Source organism: Auritidibacter ignavus, assembly GCF_029853775.1.
GTDB lineage: Bacteria > Actinomycetota > Actinomycetes > Actinomycetales > Micrococcaceae > Auritidibacter > Auritidibacter ignavus.
Genome location: NZ_CP122564.1, coordinates 1,135,405 through 1,152,514, shown reverse-complemented (window position 1 = coordinate 1,152,514; position 17,110 = coordinate 1,135,405). Strand labels below are relative to the sequence as shown.

The following is a 17,110-nucleotide window of genomic DNA, read 5'->3' as shown; positions in this document are numbered from 1 at the left end:
GACTATTCTGGTGGGGTGAGTTCATCCTACCGATTCCGTAGTGGCGTCGCCACCGATGTGGGGCACCGACGTGACACTAATGAAGACAGCCATGGCACCGCTGACGACCTGTTCATCGTCGCCGACGGTATGGGAGGACACGATGCCGGAGAAGTCGCCTCGGCGCTGACCGTCAAAGCCCTGCTCACCGGGCGCAAAGAACACGGCGACAAGCTCGTAGAACTCACGGATCTGCAACAGTGGCTCACCACCGGCAACAAAGAAGTCTTTGACTATTCCAATGGGCGAGCTGGCACCACTGTCACGTTGCTCTGCGCGGTCAAACACGAAGGCGTAGAGCGACTGGCGGTGATCAATGTCGGTGACTCTCGCACCTACCTGTACCGCAGCGCCGATGAACAACTTGTGCAATTGACCGAGGATCACTCCGTGGTCCAAGAAATGCTCCGCTCCGGCCACATCACGGCCGATGAAGCACGCCACCATCGGGCCAAAAATATGATCACTCGTGCCGTGGGTTCCCAGCTGCGACTAACCGCCGATGTCATGATGCTCGATGCCGCGGTGGGAGACCGGTTCTTGCTGTGTAGCGATGGGTTGAGTAACGCGGTGGATCACCACGAAATAGGTTTAGTGCTCACGTCGGCCCAAACACCGCAAGATGCCGCCGACACATTTATCGAACAGGCCCTCGACCTCGACGGCTCGGACAATATCACCGCCGTGGTGGTGGAAGTGCTCGATGCCCCACCCGAGACCGACCACCAGAAGGTTCAGCAATGACTTCCTCCGCAGAACATCACGAGCCAGACGTCATCCCCGATTCCGAGCTACGTGAACACTACGAGCAACTCATCTCTCAGGTGCGCCGGCATCGCACCGCGTATTACCAACACGATGAGCCTGAAATCTCCGACGCCGCCTACGACAAGCTGTACCGCGAGCTTGAAGACCTCGAAGCGATGCACCCGGAGATCGTGGCCAATGACTCACCCACCCAAGACGTCGGTGGCGACGTCTCGGCGGCCTTCACCCCGGTGGAACACCTGAACCAGATGTACTCGCTGGAAGATGTCTTCTCCCTGCAGGAGCTGACCACCTGGTTCACTCGCACCGAGACCTCCCTGCACAACATCCGCCCCGATATGCGTCCGGCTTGGTTAGCGGAGGTCAAGATCGATGGTTTGGCCATCGCGCTGGTGTATCGCCATGGCGTCTTAGAGCGGGCCGCAACTCGTGGGGATGGCACTGTCGGTGAAGATGTGACTCACAACGTGCGCACCATCAAAGACATTCCCCAACGACTCCGTGGAGACAACATCCCTGAGTTGGTTGAAGTCCGCGGAGAGATCTTTATGCCTTCCCAGGCCTTCCGAGAATTCAACCAGCAACGTGCTGAGTCCGGGTTGGCGCCCTTTGCCAACCCACGTAACGCCGCGGCCGGGTCACTGCGACAAAAGGACCCGGCCCTCACCGCCCAACGTCCCCTATCGATGTTTGTCCATGGCATTGGAGCTCGGGAAGGACTGGAACTCACCAGCCAATACGAGACCTACCAGCAACTGGGGGAGTGGGGGCTACCTATCAGCCCGTACACCACCTTTTTCTCTGCTGAATCCGCCGAAGCAGCGCACCAGGATGTGCTGGATTATATCGCTCAGTATGGCGACCAGCGCCACGAGCTGGTGCATGACATTGATGGCATCGTGGTCAAGATCGATGACTTCGACCTGCAACGCCAGTTAGGCTATACCTCTCGGACACCACGCTGGGCGGTGGCTTATAAATACCCACCGGAAGAAGTCCATACCCAGTTATTGGATATTCGCGTCAACGTTGGCCGTACCGGACGAGTCACCCCCTACGCAGTGATGGAACCGGTCGTGGTGGCCGGCTCCACCGTCTCCATGGCGACCCTGCACAACCAAGACGTGGTCACAGCGAAGAACGTCAAGATCGGGGACACCGTGGTGTTGCGCAAGGCCGGTGACGTGATCCCCGAGATTGTCGGGCCGGTGCTACCGATTCGTGAACAGATCCAGTCCGGCGAGCGCGATGGTGAGATTCGGGACTTTCAGATGCCATCCGAGTGTCCTTCGTGTGGTGAGCCGTTGGCCCCGGCGAAAGAAGGGGACGTGGATCTGCGGTGTCTCAATGCCGAGAAGTGTCCGGCGCAATTGACCGGACGCATTGAGCACGCCGGCTCCCGGGGGGCCTTCGACATTGAAGCCCTGGGGGAAGAAGCCGCTATTTGGCTAACCAATGGGCCCGGACCTGACCCGGCCCATAACCACGGGCACGTCCACCCCCAAGGCCCGGGCGTGCTGACCTCGGATGCTCAGCTGTTTGACTTGGCAGAAACTAACGGTGACCCGGACCTGAAAGCAGCGCTGGGCGAGGTGAAGGTCTGGCGCGAAAAACGCGTCAAGGACAAGGACGGGCACCTGGTCCCCAGTGGCACGTGGCAGTTACAGCCCTATTTTTACAATCAACGTGGCGAACCCACCGCGAACACCAAGAAGTTATTTGCCGAACTGGACAAAGCCAAAGAACAACCGCTCTGGCGAGTGCTGGTGGCGCTGTCGATCCGCTACGTCGGACCCACCGCCGCCCGGGCGCTGGCCGTGGCCTTCGGGTCACTGCCGGCTATCCGAAAAGCCGCCCAGTCCGGTGACCCTGAAGCCTTTGCTCACGTTGATGGAATTGGCCCGACTATTGCCGAGGCACTGGTCGAGTTCTTCTCCGAACCATGGCGGCTGAAGGTCATCGATGCGTGGGCTGCTTGCGGGGTGCGCACCGAAGACGAACGCAACCAAGCCATCACCAAAACCCTGGCGGGGCTCACGCTCGTGGTGACCGGCACGTTGGAAGAATTCAGCAGGGACTCAGCCAAAGAGGCCATTCTTGCTCGTGGCGGTAAAGCCACCGGGTCGGTGTCGAAGAAGACCGATTATCTCATCGCGGGCGCCAATGCCGGTTCTAAACTCGATAAAGCCGAATCACTGGGCATCACCGTCCTCGACGAAGCGGGATTCCAACGGCTGTTGGAACAAGGACCTGACGGCGTTGAAGGATAGGACCTATGGTCGATGAATGCTCCCATCCGGTCCAGGGCCTGCTCGCGGTCGCACGCGCGGCCGCTCGAGCTGGCGCCGAGACCTTGCAACGACGCCCTGGTCCACTGACACCGTTGCGCGCCGACCAGCTCGGTGCCGAAAACAAAACCTCGACCTCCGATTGGGTCACCGACTACGACCGTGGCGCTGAACACGCGGTGCGTTCGGTCATTATCGCCTATCGGCCCCACGATGAGATCACCGGAGAAGAATACGACCAACACGTCCCCGAGAGCCCGTCGGGCTACCGGTGGTCCATCGATCCACTGGACGGCACCACGAACTTCATCAGGGGCATCCCACACTATGCCACCAGTGTGGCGGTGGGCTACCACGCCGACGAGGGACGGGCTGTCCAATGGCTAGCCGGAGTCGTCCACGCTCCGGCGCTGGGGTGCACCTGGTACGCCGCGCGTGGGGCGGGTGCCTATCTGGTGCGCGAGGCCGATGTCCCTGCGGGTGAAGCAGGTCAGCACCCAGAACCGTTGCGACTTTCCGGCCCGGCATCTCAACAGCAGGGGCGCCTGCTGGGAACCGGGTTCAGCTACGATCAGCAACGTCGTCCCTACCAAATTGAGGCTGCCAACCGGCTGATGGAGCACGAAGGATTCGCCGATATCCGCCGTCTCGGGTCAGCTGCCATTGATCTGTGTCTGGTGGCTCAAGGTACGCTGGACGCCTACGCCGAGTACGGTTTGAGCGAGTATGACTGGGCCGCTGGCGCGTTGATTGGTGAAGAAGCTGGTCTTAGCGTGCGTCGGCCTCGCTGGTCTAATGGCGTTGAGACGGGAGATTGGTGTCTGCTCGGGGAACTGGGTCCGACCGGCAACAGTCTCGGGCTGGAACCAGGCCACCGCTGTCACTACTGAAAGGTGGAGCACGTGATTCAGATCAGAACCGCCACCGAAGACGATTTCGCCGCCATTTCCGACCAACGAGTGCGCTCCTACCTTGACGGTGGTCATCTCCGCCCCGAAGACAGTTATGTCGAGACCTTGGCCGACGTGGCTGCTCACGCCTCCGAACTCCTGAAGGTCGCTGTCGATTCAGCGCACCCGGACCAGGTGCTCGGTTCAGTGATCATGGTTCGCCCCGAGGACGATGCCTCGGAAACCGCTCGGCCGGATGAACGTGAATTTCGCATGCTCGTGGTCGCCCCGGAGGCACGCCGTCGAGGAGTCGGCGCCGCCCTGGTCACTGCTGTATTGGATTGGGCCGAACGTGAAGGCGCTCGCGCGGTGTCGCTGACGACGTTGCAATCTATGACGGAGGCGCACCGGCTCTACGAACGTCTGGGCTTTCGCCGGGCGCCGGAACGCGACTGGTCGCTGTCTGATATCGGCTTAGCTGAGCCGGTCGACGGTGAAGAGGTCTTTCTCGTCTACGTCCGCCCCTTGTCAGCTGAGACAACGGGCTAAACTAGATGCGGACTGAAATACGTGCAGATGAACAGTGCAGTGATAAAGGAGACTCATGTCCGGAATCTCTCGCGAGACGGTCGCGCATCTAGCGCAACTGGCTCGAATTGATCTAACCCCCGAGGAACTTGACCGGTTCTGTGGTGAGCTCGATCTGATCCTGAAGTCCACCGCGATGGTGCAGGAAGCGGCCGGAGACGACGTTCCGCCCACCTCTCACCCGATGCCACTGACCAATGTCTTCCGTGAAGACGAGGTATCCGGTGTGCTCACCCAAGATCAAGCGCTTGGCGGTGCCCCTGATGCCGAAGACGGCCAGTTCAAGGTTCCTTCGATCCTGGAGGCTGAGTAATGACACAGACCACAGATCTGACACGTTTAACTGCCCTGCAGATGGCTGAAAAACTCCAGTCCGGAGAGATCACCTCTAAGGAGCTGACCCAGGCCCACCTCGACCGTATTCACGCCATCGATGGTGACGCCGAGTCCGGGGTTCATGCCTTTCTTCACGTCAACGACAAAGAAGCCCTCGAGGTGGCTGTTGAAGTTGACCAGTTGCGCGCGCAAGGTGCTGAGCTACACCCGTTGGCCGGTGTACCCATTGCCATTAAGGATCTGCTGGTTACCGTCGGACAGCCTACGACCGCAGCATCCAAGATCCTCAAGGACTGGATGAGCCCTTACGACGCCACGGTGATCCGCAAGATCCGTGAGGCCAAACTGCCCATGCTGGGCAAAACGAACTTGGACGAATTCGCGATGGGCTCCACGACCGAATTCTCCGCCTACGGGCCCACGCGCAACCCCTGGGACACCACCCGCGTCCCGGGCGGATCCGGCGGTGGCTCCGCCGTTGCGGTCGCAGCGTTCATGGCCCCTCTAGCGATCGGTACCGATACCGGCGGGTCCATCCGCCAACCAGGTTCCTTCACCGGGACAGTGGGTGCTAAGCCCACTTACGGTTCGGTCTCCCGCTATGGTGCGATCGCGATGGCCTCCTCGCTGGACACTGTCGGCCCGGTGGCCCGCACCGTGGCTGATGCAGCGGCTCTGCACGAGCTGATTGCCGGCCACGACCCGCACGACTCCACCTCGCTACAACGCGAGTGGGACGACCTCGCCCCGGCTGTGGTCGCTGGTGAGGACCTCACCGGGCTGAAAATCGGTGTCATCGAGGAACTTGACGGTGAAGGATTCGATGCTGGGGTGCTGGAATGTTTCCAGGCCAGCCTGAGGCTGCTCGAAGATGCCGGAGCCGAGATCGTGAGGGTCGCGTTGCCTCATCTGAAAGCCGCTCTGCCGGCCTACTACCTGATCATGCCCTCGGAGGCGTCCTCCAACCTGGCCCGCTACGACGGTGTCCGCTACGGTAACCGGGTGGTGCCTGAGCAGGCCACGATCGACCGGGTCATGTCCGCTACCCGTGCTGCTGGCTTCGGGGATGAGGTCAAACGTCGCATCATCCTGGGGACCTACGCACTTTCGGCCGGTTACTATGACGCCTACTACGGTTCGGCCCAGAAGGTGCGCACTCTGGTCCAGCGCGACTTTGCAGCAGCCTTTGAAAAGGTAGACGCTTTGATCTCACCGACCACCCCGACCACCGCGATTGCCCTGGGCGAGGAACTGGACGACCCGATCGCCATGTACCTTAACGACGTGGCGACCTTGCCGTCGAACCTGGCCGGGATTCCTGCGATTTCCGTGCCCGGTGGACTGGCCTCCAACATGCCTGTCGGCGTGCAAATCCAAGCCCCGGCCACCGAAGATGCGCTGATGTACCGCATCGGTGCCGCTCTGGAAACCGGTCTGAAAGCCTCGCATGATGGCGCCGATTTCTTCTCGTTACTTCCCAACGCTTATGAGAGTGATGCCCGATGAGCCAAGATCTCATGAACCTCGATGAGGCCTTTGAAAAATTCGATCCCGTGCTGGGCTTTGAAGTCCACGTCGAGCTGAACACCACGACCAAAATGTTCTCCGCGGCGCCCAATGCCTTCGGCGATGAACCCAACACGAATACCACCGAAGTCGATTTGGGAATGCCCGGCGCGCTACCGGCAGTAAATAAAACCGCGGTGGAATCAGCCATCAAACTGGGCCTGGCCCTGAACTGTCACATCGCCGAGAAGTGCGGTTTCGCCCGCAAACAGTACTTCTACCCGGATCTGGCGAAGGCTTTTCAGACCTCCCAGTACGATGACCCGATTGCGTCGAGCGGTTATGTGGATGTGGAACTTGATGACGGAGAAATATTCCGCGTTGAGATCGAACGCGCGCACATGGAAGAAGACGCTGGAAAGCTCACCCATAAGGGTGGGTCCGGACGCATTCAGGACGCCTCCTATTCCCTGGTGGACTACAACCGTGCCGGCGTGCCCCTGATCGAAATCGTCACCAAGCCCATCGAAGGCGCCGGCGACCGGGCACCGGAGTTGGCCCGAGCCTATGTGACTGCGATCCGCGATATCGTCAAAGCCCTCAATATCTCGGATGCGCGCATGGAACGCGGTAATGTGCGGTGCGACGCCAATATTTCGCTGAAGCCTCGAGGTGCAGAGAAATTCGGGACCCGCACCGAAACCAAGAACGTCAACTCCACGCGTGCGGTACAGAACGCGGTGAGCTACGAGATTCAGCGCCAGGCTGCGATCCTGGATCAGGGTGGGTCTGTCACGCAGGAGACCCGGCACTGGCAGGAAACCTCAAAGACCACCACCTCGGGTCGTCCGAAGTCCGATGCTGACGATTACCGGTACTTCCCCGAGCCTGATTTGGTGCCGATCGTGACCGACCAGGCCTGGATTGACAAATTGCGCGAAGAACTGCCCGAAGATCCCTTGGCCCGCCGGCGTCGTCTCAAAGGCGAATGGGGTTACTCGGACGAAGAGTTCCGCGATGTGGTCGCAGCCGGGCTGATCGATGAAATCGATGCCACCGTTTCGGCCGGGGCCTCGGCATCAGCTGCCCGTAAATGGTGGATGGGGGAAATCGCCCGACTGGCCAATGAAGCTGAGGTTGCACCGCATGAACTCGGTGTCACCCCCGAGCACGTGGTCGAGATTGAGGCGCTCATCTCTGAAAAAACCATCAACGACAAGATCGCCCGCCAGGTCATCGGCCACGTCGCCGACGGTGAGGGCTCTCCTGGAGAGATCATTGAAGCCCGTTCTTTGGCCGTGGTCTCCGACGAGGGCGCGCTGAACGACGCCGTGGCCCAGGCGATTGCCGACAACCCGGACGTGGTCGAGAAGATCAAGGGTGGCAAGAAGAAAGCCATCGGTGCCCTGATGGGACCGGTGATGAAGGCCACCCGCGGTCAGGCGGATGCTGCACGTGTCCAAGAACTGATCAATGAACAGCTCGGCCTCTGAACCCCGGTCTATGCCTGGATTCCCGAGTCGTTGACGGCACCGAAGCCGGCCCCGTCTTACGCATCACGGGGCCGGCGTGGTGCTGTCTAGGCCCGATTTTCGTGCTCTGGCGCCTTAGCTGACCTTGAGCGAGCGCAACCGGTTGACCGCTGCCATCACCTCGTGGCGACGGGGCATTGCCAGGTGACCTTTCCACCGTGGCGCTAGCTCACTCAAGCTACGTAGCGTTAGGTTTGTCTCGCCCCTGTTATGGTTGTCACCCTGTTGTTGCGTTACGATGATCTGTTCCAGAATGCCAGCAATGGCCCGGGTCTGTTCCACACTGATCAGCTGGCTGAGGGCGGAGAGATCAATATCTTCGTGCCCGATCTGAATGGTGTGCACTCCGCGTGCCCGAGGCGGTTTCCGGGGAGATTTGATCTGTTGCGGAACACGATCCTTCGGCAACCTCAGGGGTTGCGCAGCGGACTGGTGTCGTTGCTGGGCACCGAGCCGGTGAGCCTCGGCGGTGAGATCACTGACACGGTAGTTTTCTAAACCTAGGACACGATCGGCCACCGAAAAGAACGCTCCGGTGCCCCCGGCCACCAGCACCGTGGAAATGCCTTGGTCGGCCAGTTCTTTGATGCGTGCGGTAAATGGGGTAATCGGCTCGGTTTTGACTAGCTGACGCATCAACTCATCCCGGACCATGAAGTTCGTGGCAGAGGTATCCTCATCGATCAGCACAGCGCTTGCTCCTGCTTCCAGGGCCTCTACGACGTTAGTGGCCTGCGAGGTGGAGCCCGACGCGTTCGTGGTGGAAAAACGTGTCGTGTCAGTGCCCTGTGGTAGGTCAGAGATGAAGGAGGAAATATCGACGCCGGCCACTGAACGACCGTCTTCGGCCCGAATTGCCACCGCATCGGGATCCGTGATCACGAACTCACGTCCGTCGCCGGCTCGGTGGGGATACACGCCGTGCTCCAGCGCATTGAGTACCGTGGATTTACCGTGGTAGCCCCCACCGACGATCAGTGTGATCCCGTGGGCGATGCCCATACCGGTGAGAGTTCGGCCACTGGGGAGATCGAAGCTGACCGAGACGGAATCCGGGGACTCGAACGGTTCGGCATATTGCAACGGTGCCGAGGAATTACCGGCAGCGCGGGGGAGCACTGAGCCATTGGCGATAAAGGCGACCAGCCCGCGGCGGGGAAGCTCGTCGCGAATGGCCTGCTGGTCCTTCAATAGCGTGATGGTCTCGTCCAGTTCCTGGTGGTCAATCTCCTTCGTGGCATCCCGGAGTAGGTCAGGCAACACCTGGGTGATCAACCGGGCAGCCTGGTGACCTTTGATCCGGCGACCCGCAGCCGGCAAGGACACCAGCAGGTGGATTTCCATCACCCACCGACTCGACCCTGGGACGCGATGAAACTGGATGCACGAACGCTCCAACACCTCAGGCCCAAACGTCCCGATGCTGATCTCGCGCGGGGCACGCTGGCGGATCCGGCGTGCCAAGTAGTCTGTGGTGGCCACTGTGGTCAGGTGGTCGGCGAGGTTCTCTAGGTGGTCGGCTGTGGCAAATACTCGCACCGTCGACGGCGGCGCATACGGGTCAGCCTGAATATGGTCCAGGTGTACCGTGAGCTCTCCGAGCTGGTGCTTACCCTTCAGATTGCGATATTTGGCGTAAGACTGCCCGTCCAGAGCGTGTAACTGCTTCGCCAGCGACATGGCACCTCCATCGTCAGCATCGAGACTTCACGCAGGTTTGGCAGTCTAACAGTGCACCCTTAGTCCCGGCCCAACCTGTCCGCACCTGCATGCGGGCCACCACCGTGTGGTCTCCTGCCATCCAGCCTCGCACGTAGACTGAGGGACTATGAAGTATGTGATTATTGGTGGCGGAATAGCCGGAATTTCCCTGGCCGAAGAGCTCACACGGCGTGTGGCCAGCAACGATCAGGTCACGGTGCTTGAGGCCGAAGACCGGTTGGCGTACCACACCTCCTCGCGGGCCGCCCAGCAACTGACACTGTCTTATGGACCCCAGGCGGTGCGAGAGCTTACCGAGTTGACCGTCCAGGACCTCGACAAACGACAACAGGGACTCGACGAACCACTGATGTGGCAGTCCGATTTCTTGCTTTTCGGTACCCAAGACCATGTCGTGGAGGAAATGTATCCAGGAATGACGCCCTTGACTCACCAGGAGGTGCGCGAGCACGCCCCGGAGATCCGTCCCGACAGTTTCGACGATGGCGCACTGGAACACCGCTCGGTGCGAGTCCGCGCTCTGCCATTCCTGCACTGGTTGGCCGATCAGGCCACCGAACGCGGGGCGAACACCGTGCTGAATGCTCGAATGATCCGGGCTGAACGTGTGGGTGGGCTCTGGCAGCTGACCACTGAGGACGGCCAGGAATTCGTCGCCGACGTGGTGATCAACGCTGCTGGAGCGTGGGCCGATATCGTCGCTGAGGCCTTTGGGGCCCGGCCCTTGGGTCTCATTCCGAAGCGTCGCACGGCACTAGAGGCGGCTCTGGCCACTCCGCTGACTCCCGACCACCCGCTGGTCTGCCGTGCCGGCCACGACTACTACTACCGCTACGACGAACTGGGCATCGTCGCTTCTCCCGGGGAGGATGAGCCCTGGCATGCTGAGGATGCCCAACCCCGCGATGCCGACGTACAACGTCTGATCGATCGCATCCAGACTGAAACGACCTTGGAGATCACCGAGGTCATTCGCTCTTGGTGTGGACTGCGCACTGAAGCCCCCGATGGGGAACCGGTGAATGGATTTGACCCCCAAGTCCCGGGATTGTTCTGGCTGGCCGGACAATCTGGGTACGGATTCCAAAGCTCACTGGCTATGGCCACTCTGGCCACCGACCTGCTCATTGATCGCACCGCTGGCAACTGGGTGAGTGCTGATGCCGTCGCTCGGGTCAGCCCGGACCGCTTTTACCAGCAGGGTTGAGCCGACCGACTTACCGCAGTGCCTGCTGGGCCGCTTCGAGTCGCGGGACCGTCTTCCGCATGAGCCGACGGAAGGCAGAGGCTGGTGGCTGACGCCGGAGTGCGTTCTCGATAGATTCCAGTGCCATCGACGCTGACCATACGCGGGCATGCACCAGCTCGGAGGGTGAAGAACAGATCTGGGGGAGCAGACCGGCGCCGTGCCACAGACTGAGAATCGCCGGATTCAGGGCCGGGTCCCACCGACTTGCCTGGTCCCAGTCCAGCACCCCGTTCAGTCGCCAGGGATCCTGGAGCCAGAGCATATTGTGTCCGGCGAGATCACCGTGCACGAGCCCGAAAGGGCCTTCTTGGGTCCAAGTATGAGTCAGTTCCGCGACGTCTGCGATAAACTGCGCAAAATCCGGTAGGGGTGGGCCGGGCATCTTGGCTAGTCGCGTGACTTTCTGCGGGGTCAGCCCGCCACGCTGGGCAAAGGGCTGGTTCAACGCCAAACCGGTGGTGTCAATCTCCGATAACGTGTGAACAATGTCGCGTAACTGCTCTGGGTCTCCGCTGTGGTTCGGGTGGGCCGTGCCAGCAATATAGGGCTGGATAACTCCGCCGTCGACGATCGACAACGCTACCGGGACCTGCCACGGTAACTGGGGTGCGAGCTGGTCCAGCAATGTTGCCTGACGTTCAAGATTGGTGGCCGGATCCCGTGGAATCCGTACCACAAGGTGGCCCGGAACAATGACCAGACGATGATCTTTTCCTCGCTCGATGACATGAGCTTGAGACCACGGTGCGGACTCGATCAGGGCGCGGTGTCTAGCGCTGATCCCCTCGCGCAAATGCGCGGCCAAATGCTGTGCCAGGGCCAGGTCGTCGTCGGCGGGCAAAGAAGCCATAGTCTCTAATTTAGTGCCCCTGACAGGTTTACACTGGGGTGGTGGTGCTGAGATTCTCGCGAACGGTGGTCTGGTGGCAGATCCTGATTGTCCTGGGGCTATCCCTGGGACGCTCCGGGGTCTACGCCTTGGTGGACTTAATGGAAAAGCTCACTCAAGCACCTTTAGACGAGCAAACCACCGCGCTCAACCCCTCGCTGGCACCAGATCCCGTGTTCGATCTGGTTCGCCAACTCCTCAGCATCGGGTTCGGACTGGTCCCGGTCGCGCTGGTGCTTCACCTGGTGTGGATCTACGGTCGCAACCCGTTGAGAAGCTTCGGTTTGGATTTCCGCCGTCCGGTGACCGACTTTGGGCTGGGACTGATCCTGTTTATCACCATGGGTGGTGGCACTCTGCTGGTCTACGCGGTGGGTCGCTCTTTGGGGCTGACCACCGCGATTATTGGATCGAGCATGAATGACCACTGGTGGACTCCGATCGTGCTGACGCTGGCAGCCGTCCGGCACAGTCTGGTTGAAGAAGTCATTATCTTGGCCTGGTTGGTGGACCGGGTCAGCCTCCTGCGACGCACCCCCTTTCCCACGGCTGACTTGGGTACAAATACCACCTGGCTGCCAACCACCAGGACCGATGTGGTCGCGGTCTTGTTGGTCTCCTCGCTGATCCGGGCCAGCTATCATCTTTACCAGGGCATCGGTCCGGGGATCGGTAACGCGATCATGGGAGTGGTATTCGTACTGGTTTACCTGAAATATCGGCGCGTCATGCCCATGGTCTGGGCTCATCTCTTCTTGGACGTGGCCGGCTTCGCAGGCTTCCCGGTACTCGAAAGCCTGGGCTGGTTTGGGCACTAACGTCGGGCTCGGCGTGCCACGTGGAAGGTAAGCGGTTGTGCATCGCGATCACACAGCGCGCAACGCATCGTGAAAGGAACATTCATGCAGAAAAATAAGCTTCTGATTTATGGCCCGTTGGGTGTGGGCGCTCTCGCGCTGTTTTCGCTCATGGCGCTACTGTTATATCTGTTTATTTTTGGCACCCTCTTGGGCCATAATGTTTCCTCGCTCGACGGTGACGGACCGCAATGGCCGTTTGCGACCGCATGGGTGCTGGGATGGATTAGTGTCATCTGCGTTCCGCTGGGGGCTCTCTGGGCCGTGATCATGCCACATATTGGCCGGGAGCAGGGCTAAAGAGAAGCCAGCTCAACTTGGGTTCGTTCCATGGCCGGTTTGTCCGCTGTCAGCGGTGCAACCGTTTATTGGTCAGCCGGGTCGCGGTGGCGGTCGTGGGGTCTTCTGGCCACGGGTGTTTGGCGTAGCGTCCTCGGTTCTCGGCACGTACCTGGGGATAGACCTCGGACCAGAAAAACGGCAGGTCTTGGGTGATAGCTAACGGTCTTCCGGCAGGGGAGAGCAAATGAATGCTGACCGGAACATCGGCAATGGTTGGTGTCTCCACGGCTCCGAACATCTCTTGGAGCTTCACTGCCAGCACGGGTGGGTCCTGGGAATAATCCACCCGATAGCTTGAACCGGACGGGACCGTGAGCCGTTCCGGGACTCGTGTCTGTAATTCAGCGTCCTTGTCCCAGCCCACCAGCGTCTTCAGACCTGACAGGAGATCTTGGGCAAAAGGAGCCCATTGTTCGGGAGTGAAACTCCGGGGATCGGGCCAGTCTGGCAGATGGTGATGGGCGAAGCGTAGCCGGTCCCAGTACTGCCAGAATTGCTGACTCGGGTTGAGGGCCTCGAGCCCCTGGACGCGAATGGCCCGAGCGGTGGCCTGCAAGGTGTCGTCACTGGTGGCCGCCACCGGAGTCTGGTGGAGAATGATGGCACCGATCCGGGACACCTCGCGGACGTTGACTTTCTGCCCCGACCATTCGGCAACTCGCTCCTGGGTAACGGGTAACAACAGCTCGACAGTGTCTTGATCAACCGGCACTGCCGCGCGGATGATGGGCTTGCCACGCAACAGCCCAACCTCAGTGCACACTAACCAGTCGGTCTGTGGTAGCCGAGAATCTCGGGGTAGTTCGGCGGCGGTTCCGGAGACCAACAAGAATTCTCGGGAGTTGCGGTCTCGGCGACGGGCAATGCGATCTGGGTAAGCCAGAGCCGCTACGGTGGCGAGATCCTGCTCCCGGGGCTTCTCAGCCGGTGCTATACCGGAGGGGGTAGCACCGGTGAGGCCGAGAAATCGGTGCGCCTCGCGTGGAAGCTCACGTGCTCTCACATTGACACCGGGGGCTCTCTGATCGGAATCCAATAACGCTACCGCCGTGGCCGCGGTGGCAGGGTCGAGGAGTTCGGAACCGTCCAGTAAAGCGCGGGCGAGTCGTGGTTCTGTAGGAACTGAAGCTAAACGTCGACCCAGATCGGTCACCACCGGCCACGCACCGGAGTCTTCATCGGGCGGTTCGATAACTTCCAAAGCACGCAAGACCTCCACTGCGGCGCGATATGCGCGTTGCGGTGGACAGGTCGGGAGACGGGTCGGACCCCAACACGCCAGGAACAACACGGCCGAGGTCAGGTCACTGGTGAGGATCTCCGGGGTGATATCACTGGGGCGGGCAGCATATTCGCGTTCCGTCACACACCGTACGACCAGGCCTGGCCCGAGACGCGCCGCACGACCGGCCCGCTGCCGCATCGAGGCCTTGGACGCACCCACGGTGACCAGCCCGGTCATGGCCCGCATCGTGTCTAACCGTTGGGTTCGCTCCAGCCCTGAGTCCACCACGGCCCTGACCCCCGGAACGGTCAAGGACGACTCAGCGACATTCGTTGCCAGAATGATGCGCTGATGGTTGGCTCGGGAGAGTACCCGGTCCTGTTCCTCGACGGTGCTTGACCCGGTCAACACGAGGGCTTCAGGAAGCTGGCGTTGTACCGCGCGGATCTCGGCGACACCGGGCAGAAAGACCAAAACGTCTCCCTCGGTGCGGGCACTGGTCTGGGCCGTCGTCTTCGCAACGTGGGCGAGAAAATCTGGAGTGACGCCACGGTCGTCCAGCGCGGTGGGGGGCTGAGAGAATTCTTCGGTGAGGGCATAAATCTCGGTGTGGGCGGTGAATAATGCAGCATCAAAATAGTTCACCCACTGTTGCGACTGCGCAGTTGCTGACATCGCCACGAGTTCCAGGTCATCGCGTCGTGGTAAGAGATCGCGGATAAATGCGGCGGTGAGGTCGGTTTCTACGGAGCGTTCATGGATTTCGTCGATCACCACCGCCGAATCATCATCCAGGTCCGGATCACGCAACAGACGACGGAGCAACACTCCCACCGTGACGAACTCGATCTGAGTCTGTGCTGAGACCTTCGCATCGCCCCGAACGGTATAACCAATGTGGTCCCCCACGGTGGTGCGAGTGAGCTGTGCCAGTCGCCGTGCTGCTGCCCGGGCCGCAACCCGGCGCGGCTGGGTCACCACGACCTTGAGACCGGGCTCGCGGTGCTCGGCCCTGGCCGCCAACAACGGGGGAATGATCGTGGTTTTACCCGTACCCGGAGGTGATTCCACCACCGCGCGAAGCCGGTGCGGTAGCCCGAGAAGTTCTTCGACTAATGACGCGGCCGGTAACCCGTGGCCGATCTGTGGGAGGGCGTCGTGGAAGGACAATGAAGAACTGGTCATCCCTTGTAGTCTATGGACTCGTCGTTGGTAGGCAGAACCAGTGCAGTCTCCGATGTGATCAGACCTGGGATGAAATGACCGCCCAGATCTGGCAGAATACTTTGTATTGGTCACGAGTGTCAGTGAAACAGCCCCGGCTTGCTGACCGGCAACCCTCCACCGCGGTGGGGTGCCCCGGGTGAGGACCAGGCGCGAACCACAATGGTTCGCAGCAAGCGCGGGTCCACCGTGCTCTGAACGCTGTCTGCCGGCACGGTGTCAGAACACGAGTTGCGACCCCTGAGACAACAGGAGTCAAACCCCATGGGTCAATCACAGCAACCAGACAGCACCAACCCCAACACCTGGGGGCTAGCCACCAAACAGATTCACGCTGGGATTCCGGAGGTAGCCGACTACGGTTCCACCCAGCTTCCCATTCATGCCACAGCGTCCTATAACTTCCCGACTTTGCAGGACGCAGCCGATCGTTTCGCACTCTCCAGCCTGGGCCAGATCTACACCCGCATTACGAATCCCACCACCGACGCGGTCGAACAGAAGGTCGCCGCACTGGAAGGTGGCGTGGGGGCGGTGATGACCTCCTCCGGACAGTCCGCGACCACCCTGGCCGTTCTCAACCTTGCCGGTGCGGGAGATTCGGTGGTGGTGTCCGCATCACTATATGGTGGCACCCAAAACCTGTTCAAACACACCCTACCGCGACTCGGGATTGAAACGATCTTTGTTGACGATCCCGATGACCTTGACGCTTGGAAACAGGCCATTAAACCCAACACCAAGGTGCTCTTTGGTGAAGTGCTGGGTAACCCGAAAGCCGATGTGCTCGATGTGGAAGCGGTGGCAGATATTGCCCATCAGGCGGGGCTCCCCTTGATCGTGGATTCGACATTGACTCCACCGCCGGTGTTCCGCCCGTTCGAACACGGTGTGGATATTGTCGTGCATTCGGCGACCAAATACTTGGGCGGTCATGCCGCGGCGCTCGGCGGGTTCGTCGTTGATTCGGGCCATTTCGACTGGACAGCCGACCCGGAAAAATTCCCCTGGTTCAATACCCCCGACGAGTCGTATCACGGCGTGGTGTTCGGCACCGATTTTGGACCCGATGGACCGCTGGGTGCGAATCTCTCCTATATTTTGCGACTTCGCACCCAGCTGTTGCGCGATCTGGGCAGCGCAGCCAGCCCATTCAATGCTTGGATCGTCAACCTCGGCCTCGAGACCCTCTCCTTACGTGTCTCCCGCCATGTGGAATCAGCGCTGACGGTGGCGCACTGGCTGGAAGACCATCCCTTAGTTCAGCACGTGGCCTACGCCGGTCTGGAATCAAGTCCCTGGTATCACCGTGCCCAACGGCTGTTGCCCGAGGGAACCTCTGGCATCGTCTCCTTCAACATCGCCGGCGGTGCACAAGCCGGTCGGTTTTTCGCTGAAGCCTTGACGCTTCACAAGCGAGTCGCCAACCTTGGAGACACTCGCTCACTGGTGATTCACCCGGCTTCGACCACTCACGCACAGCTCAGTGAAGCAGAACAGCGGGCCGCCGGCGTCGAGCCGTCGTTAGTCAGGCTGTCGGTCGGTCTGGAGAACCCCGAGGATATCCTGGCTGATCTGCAACAAGGTTTTGCAGCAGTCGAACAGCGTCGCTAGCGCCACAACCGCGTAGCTACTCGCAGATACTGCCGGGCACA

Annotated in this window: 14 protein-coding genes and 1 riboswitch; of the genes, 11 read left to right on the top strand and 3 right to left on the bottom strand. The window is 60.6% G+C overall.

The window, feature by feature from the left end:
* Window positions 1-15 precede the first annotated feature (15 nt).
* The 7 genes from QDX22_RS05210 to gatB are packed head-to-tail and all read left to right on the top strand — an operon-like array spanning window position 16 to window position 7,908.
* Window positions 16-783, top strand: coding sequence for a PP2C family protein-serine/threonine phosphatase (locus tag QDX22_RS05210; protein ID WP_158524596.1), 768 nt, complete (start codon window positions 16-18; stop codon window positions 781-783).
* On the top strand, window positions 780-3,077 hold the full coding sequence (ligA, locus tag QDX22_RS05205; protein ID WP_122548865.1) for an NAD-dependent DNA ligase LigA: 2,298 nt from the start codon (window positions 780-782) through the stop codon (window positions 3,075-3,077). The genes QDX22_RS05210 and ligA overlap by 4 nt, the downstream gene beginning before the upstream one ends.
* A gap of 5 nt (window positions 3,078-3,082) precedes the next feature.
* A complete protein-coding gene (locus tag QDX22_RS05200; protein WP_122548864.1) occupies window positions 3,083-3,985 on the top strand; it encodes an inositol monophosphatase family protein in 903 nt (300 codons plus the stop codon).
* A 12-nt stretch (window positions 3,986-3,997) separates the two neighbouring features.
* Window positions 3,998-4,534, top strand: a complete 537-nt coding sequence (locus QDX22_RS05195; protein ID WP_199445893.1) for a GNAT family N-acetyltransferase — start codon at window positions 3,998-4,000, stop codon at window positions 4,532-4,534.
* A gap of 55 nt (window positions 4,535-4,589) precedes the next feature.
* Window positions 4,590-4,886: an Asp-tRNA(Asn)/Glu-tRNA(Gln) amidotransferase subunit GatC gene (gene gatC / locus QDX22_RS05190; RefSeq protein ID WP_110101103.1), complete on the top strand. Its 297-nt coding sequence runs from the start codon at window positions 4,590-4,592 to the stop codon at window positions 4,884-4,886.
* On the top strand, window positions 4,886-6,415 hold the full coding sequence (gene gatA, locus QDX22_RS05185) for an Asp-tRNA(Asn)/Glu-tRNA(Gln) amidotransferase subunit GatA (RefSeq protein WP_279718111.1): 1,530 nt from the start codon (window positions 4,886-4,888) through the stop codon (window positions 6,413-6,415). The genes gatC and gatA overlap by 1 nt, the downstream gene beginning before the upstream one ends.
* On the top strand, window positions 6,412-7,908 hold the full coding sequence (gatB, locus tag QDX22_RS05180; protein WP_110110357.1) for an Asp-tRNA(Asn)/Glu-tRNA(Gln) amidotransferase subunit GatB: 1,497 nt from the start codon (window positions 6,412-6,414) through the stop codon (window positions 7,906-7,908). The genes gatA and gatB overlap by 4 nt, the downstream gene beginning before the upstream one ends.
* Window positions 7,909-8,022: 114 nt before the next feature.
* On the opposite strand, the gene QDX22_RS05175 is transcribed toward gatB, so the two are convergent.
* Window positions 8,023-9,627: an ABC-ATPase domain-containing protein gene (locus QDX22_RS05175; protein WP_122548863.1), complete on the bottom strand. Its 1,605-nt coding sequence runs from the start codon at window positions 9,625-9,627 to the stop codon at window positions 8,023-8,025.
* A gap of 148 nt (window positions 9,628-9,775) precedes the next feature.
* Between QDX22_RS05175 and QDX22_RS05170 the strand changes: the two genes are divergently transcribed.
* Window positions 9,776-10,876 (top strand): NAD(P)/FAD-dependent oxidoreductase, encoded by a 1,101-nt coding sequence (locus QDX22_RS05170; protein ID WP_279674126.1) that lies wholly within the window; start codon window positions 9,776-9,778, stop codon window positions 10,874-10,876.
* A gap of 10 nt (window positions 10,877-10,886) precedes the next feature.
* Here QDX22_RS05170 and QDX22_RS05165 read toward each other — a convergent pair whose 3' ends face one another.
* Window positions 10,887-11,768 (bottom strand): phosphotransferase family protein, encoded by an 882-nt coding sequence (locus QDX22_RS05165; protein WP_279674125.1) that lies wholly within the window; start codon window positions 11,766-11,768, stop codon window positions 10,887-10,889.
* A 44-nt stretch (window positions 11,769-11,812) separates the two neighbouring features.
* On the opposite strand from QDX22_RS05165, the gene QDX22_RS05160 reads away from it, so the two are divergent.
* Together QDX22_RS05160 and QDX22_RS05155 are read left to right on the top strand one after the other, a co-directional pair.
* Window positions 11,813-12,625, top strand: coding sequence for a CPBP family intramembrane glutamic endopeptidase (locus tag QDX22_RS05160; protein ID WP_279723943.1), 813 nt, complete (start codon window positions 11,813-11,815; stop codon window positions 12,623-12,625).
* An 84-nt stretch (window positions 12,626-12,709) separates the two neighbouring features.
* Entirely contained in the window at window positions 12,710-12,964 is a 255-nt protein-coding gene (locus tag QDX22_RS05155; RefSeq protein ID WP_110098772.1) for a hypothetical protein, read from the top strand.
* 49 nt (window positions 12,965-13,013) lie between these two features.
* Here QDX22_RS05155 and QDX22_RS05150 read toward each other — a convergent pair whose 3' ends face one another.
* Window positions 13,014-15,416 carry an ATP-dependent helicase C-terminal domain-containing protein gene (locus tag QDX22_RS05150; protein ID WP_279718110.1) on the bottom strand — a complete coding sequence of 801 codons (2,403 nt, stop codon included), beginning with the start codon at window positions 15,414-15,416 and terminating at the stop codon, window positions 13,014-13,016.
* A gap of 108 nt (window positions 15,417-15,524) precedes the next feature.
* Window positions 15,525-15,640: riboswitch (SAM riboswitch) on the top strand.
* A gap of 79 nt (window positions 15,641-15,719) precedes the next feature.
* Here QDX22_RS05150 and QDX22_RS05145 point away from each other — a divergent pair.
* On the top strand, window positions 15,720-17,069 hold the full coding sequence (locus tag QDX22_RS05145) for an O-acetylhomoserine aminocarboxypropyltransferase/cysteine synthase family protein (RefSeq protein ID WP_279718109.1): 1,350 nt from the start codon (window positions 15,720-15,722) through the stop codon (window positions 17,067-17,069).
* Window positions 17,070-17,110 lie beyond the last annotated feature (41 nt).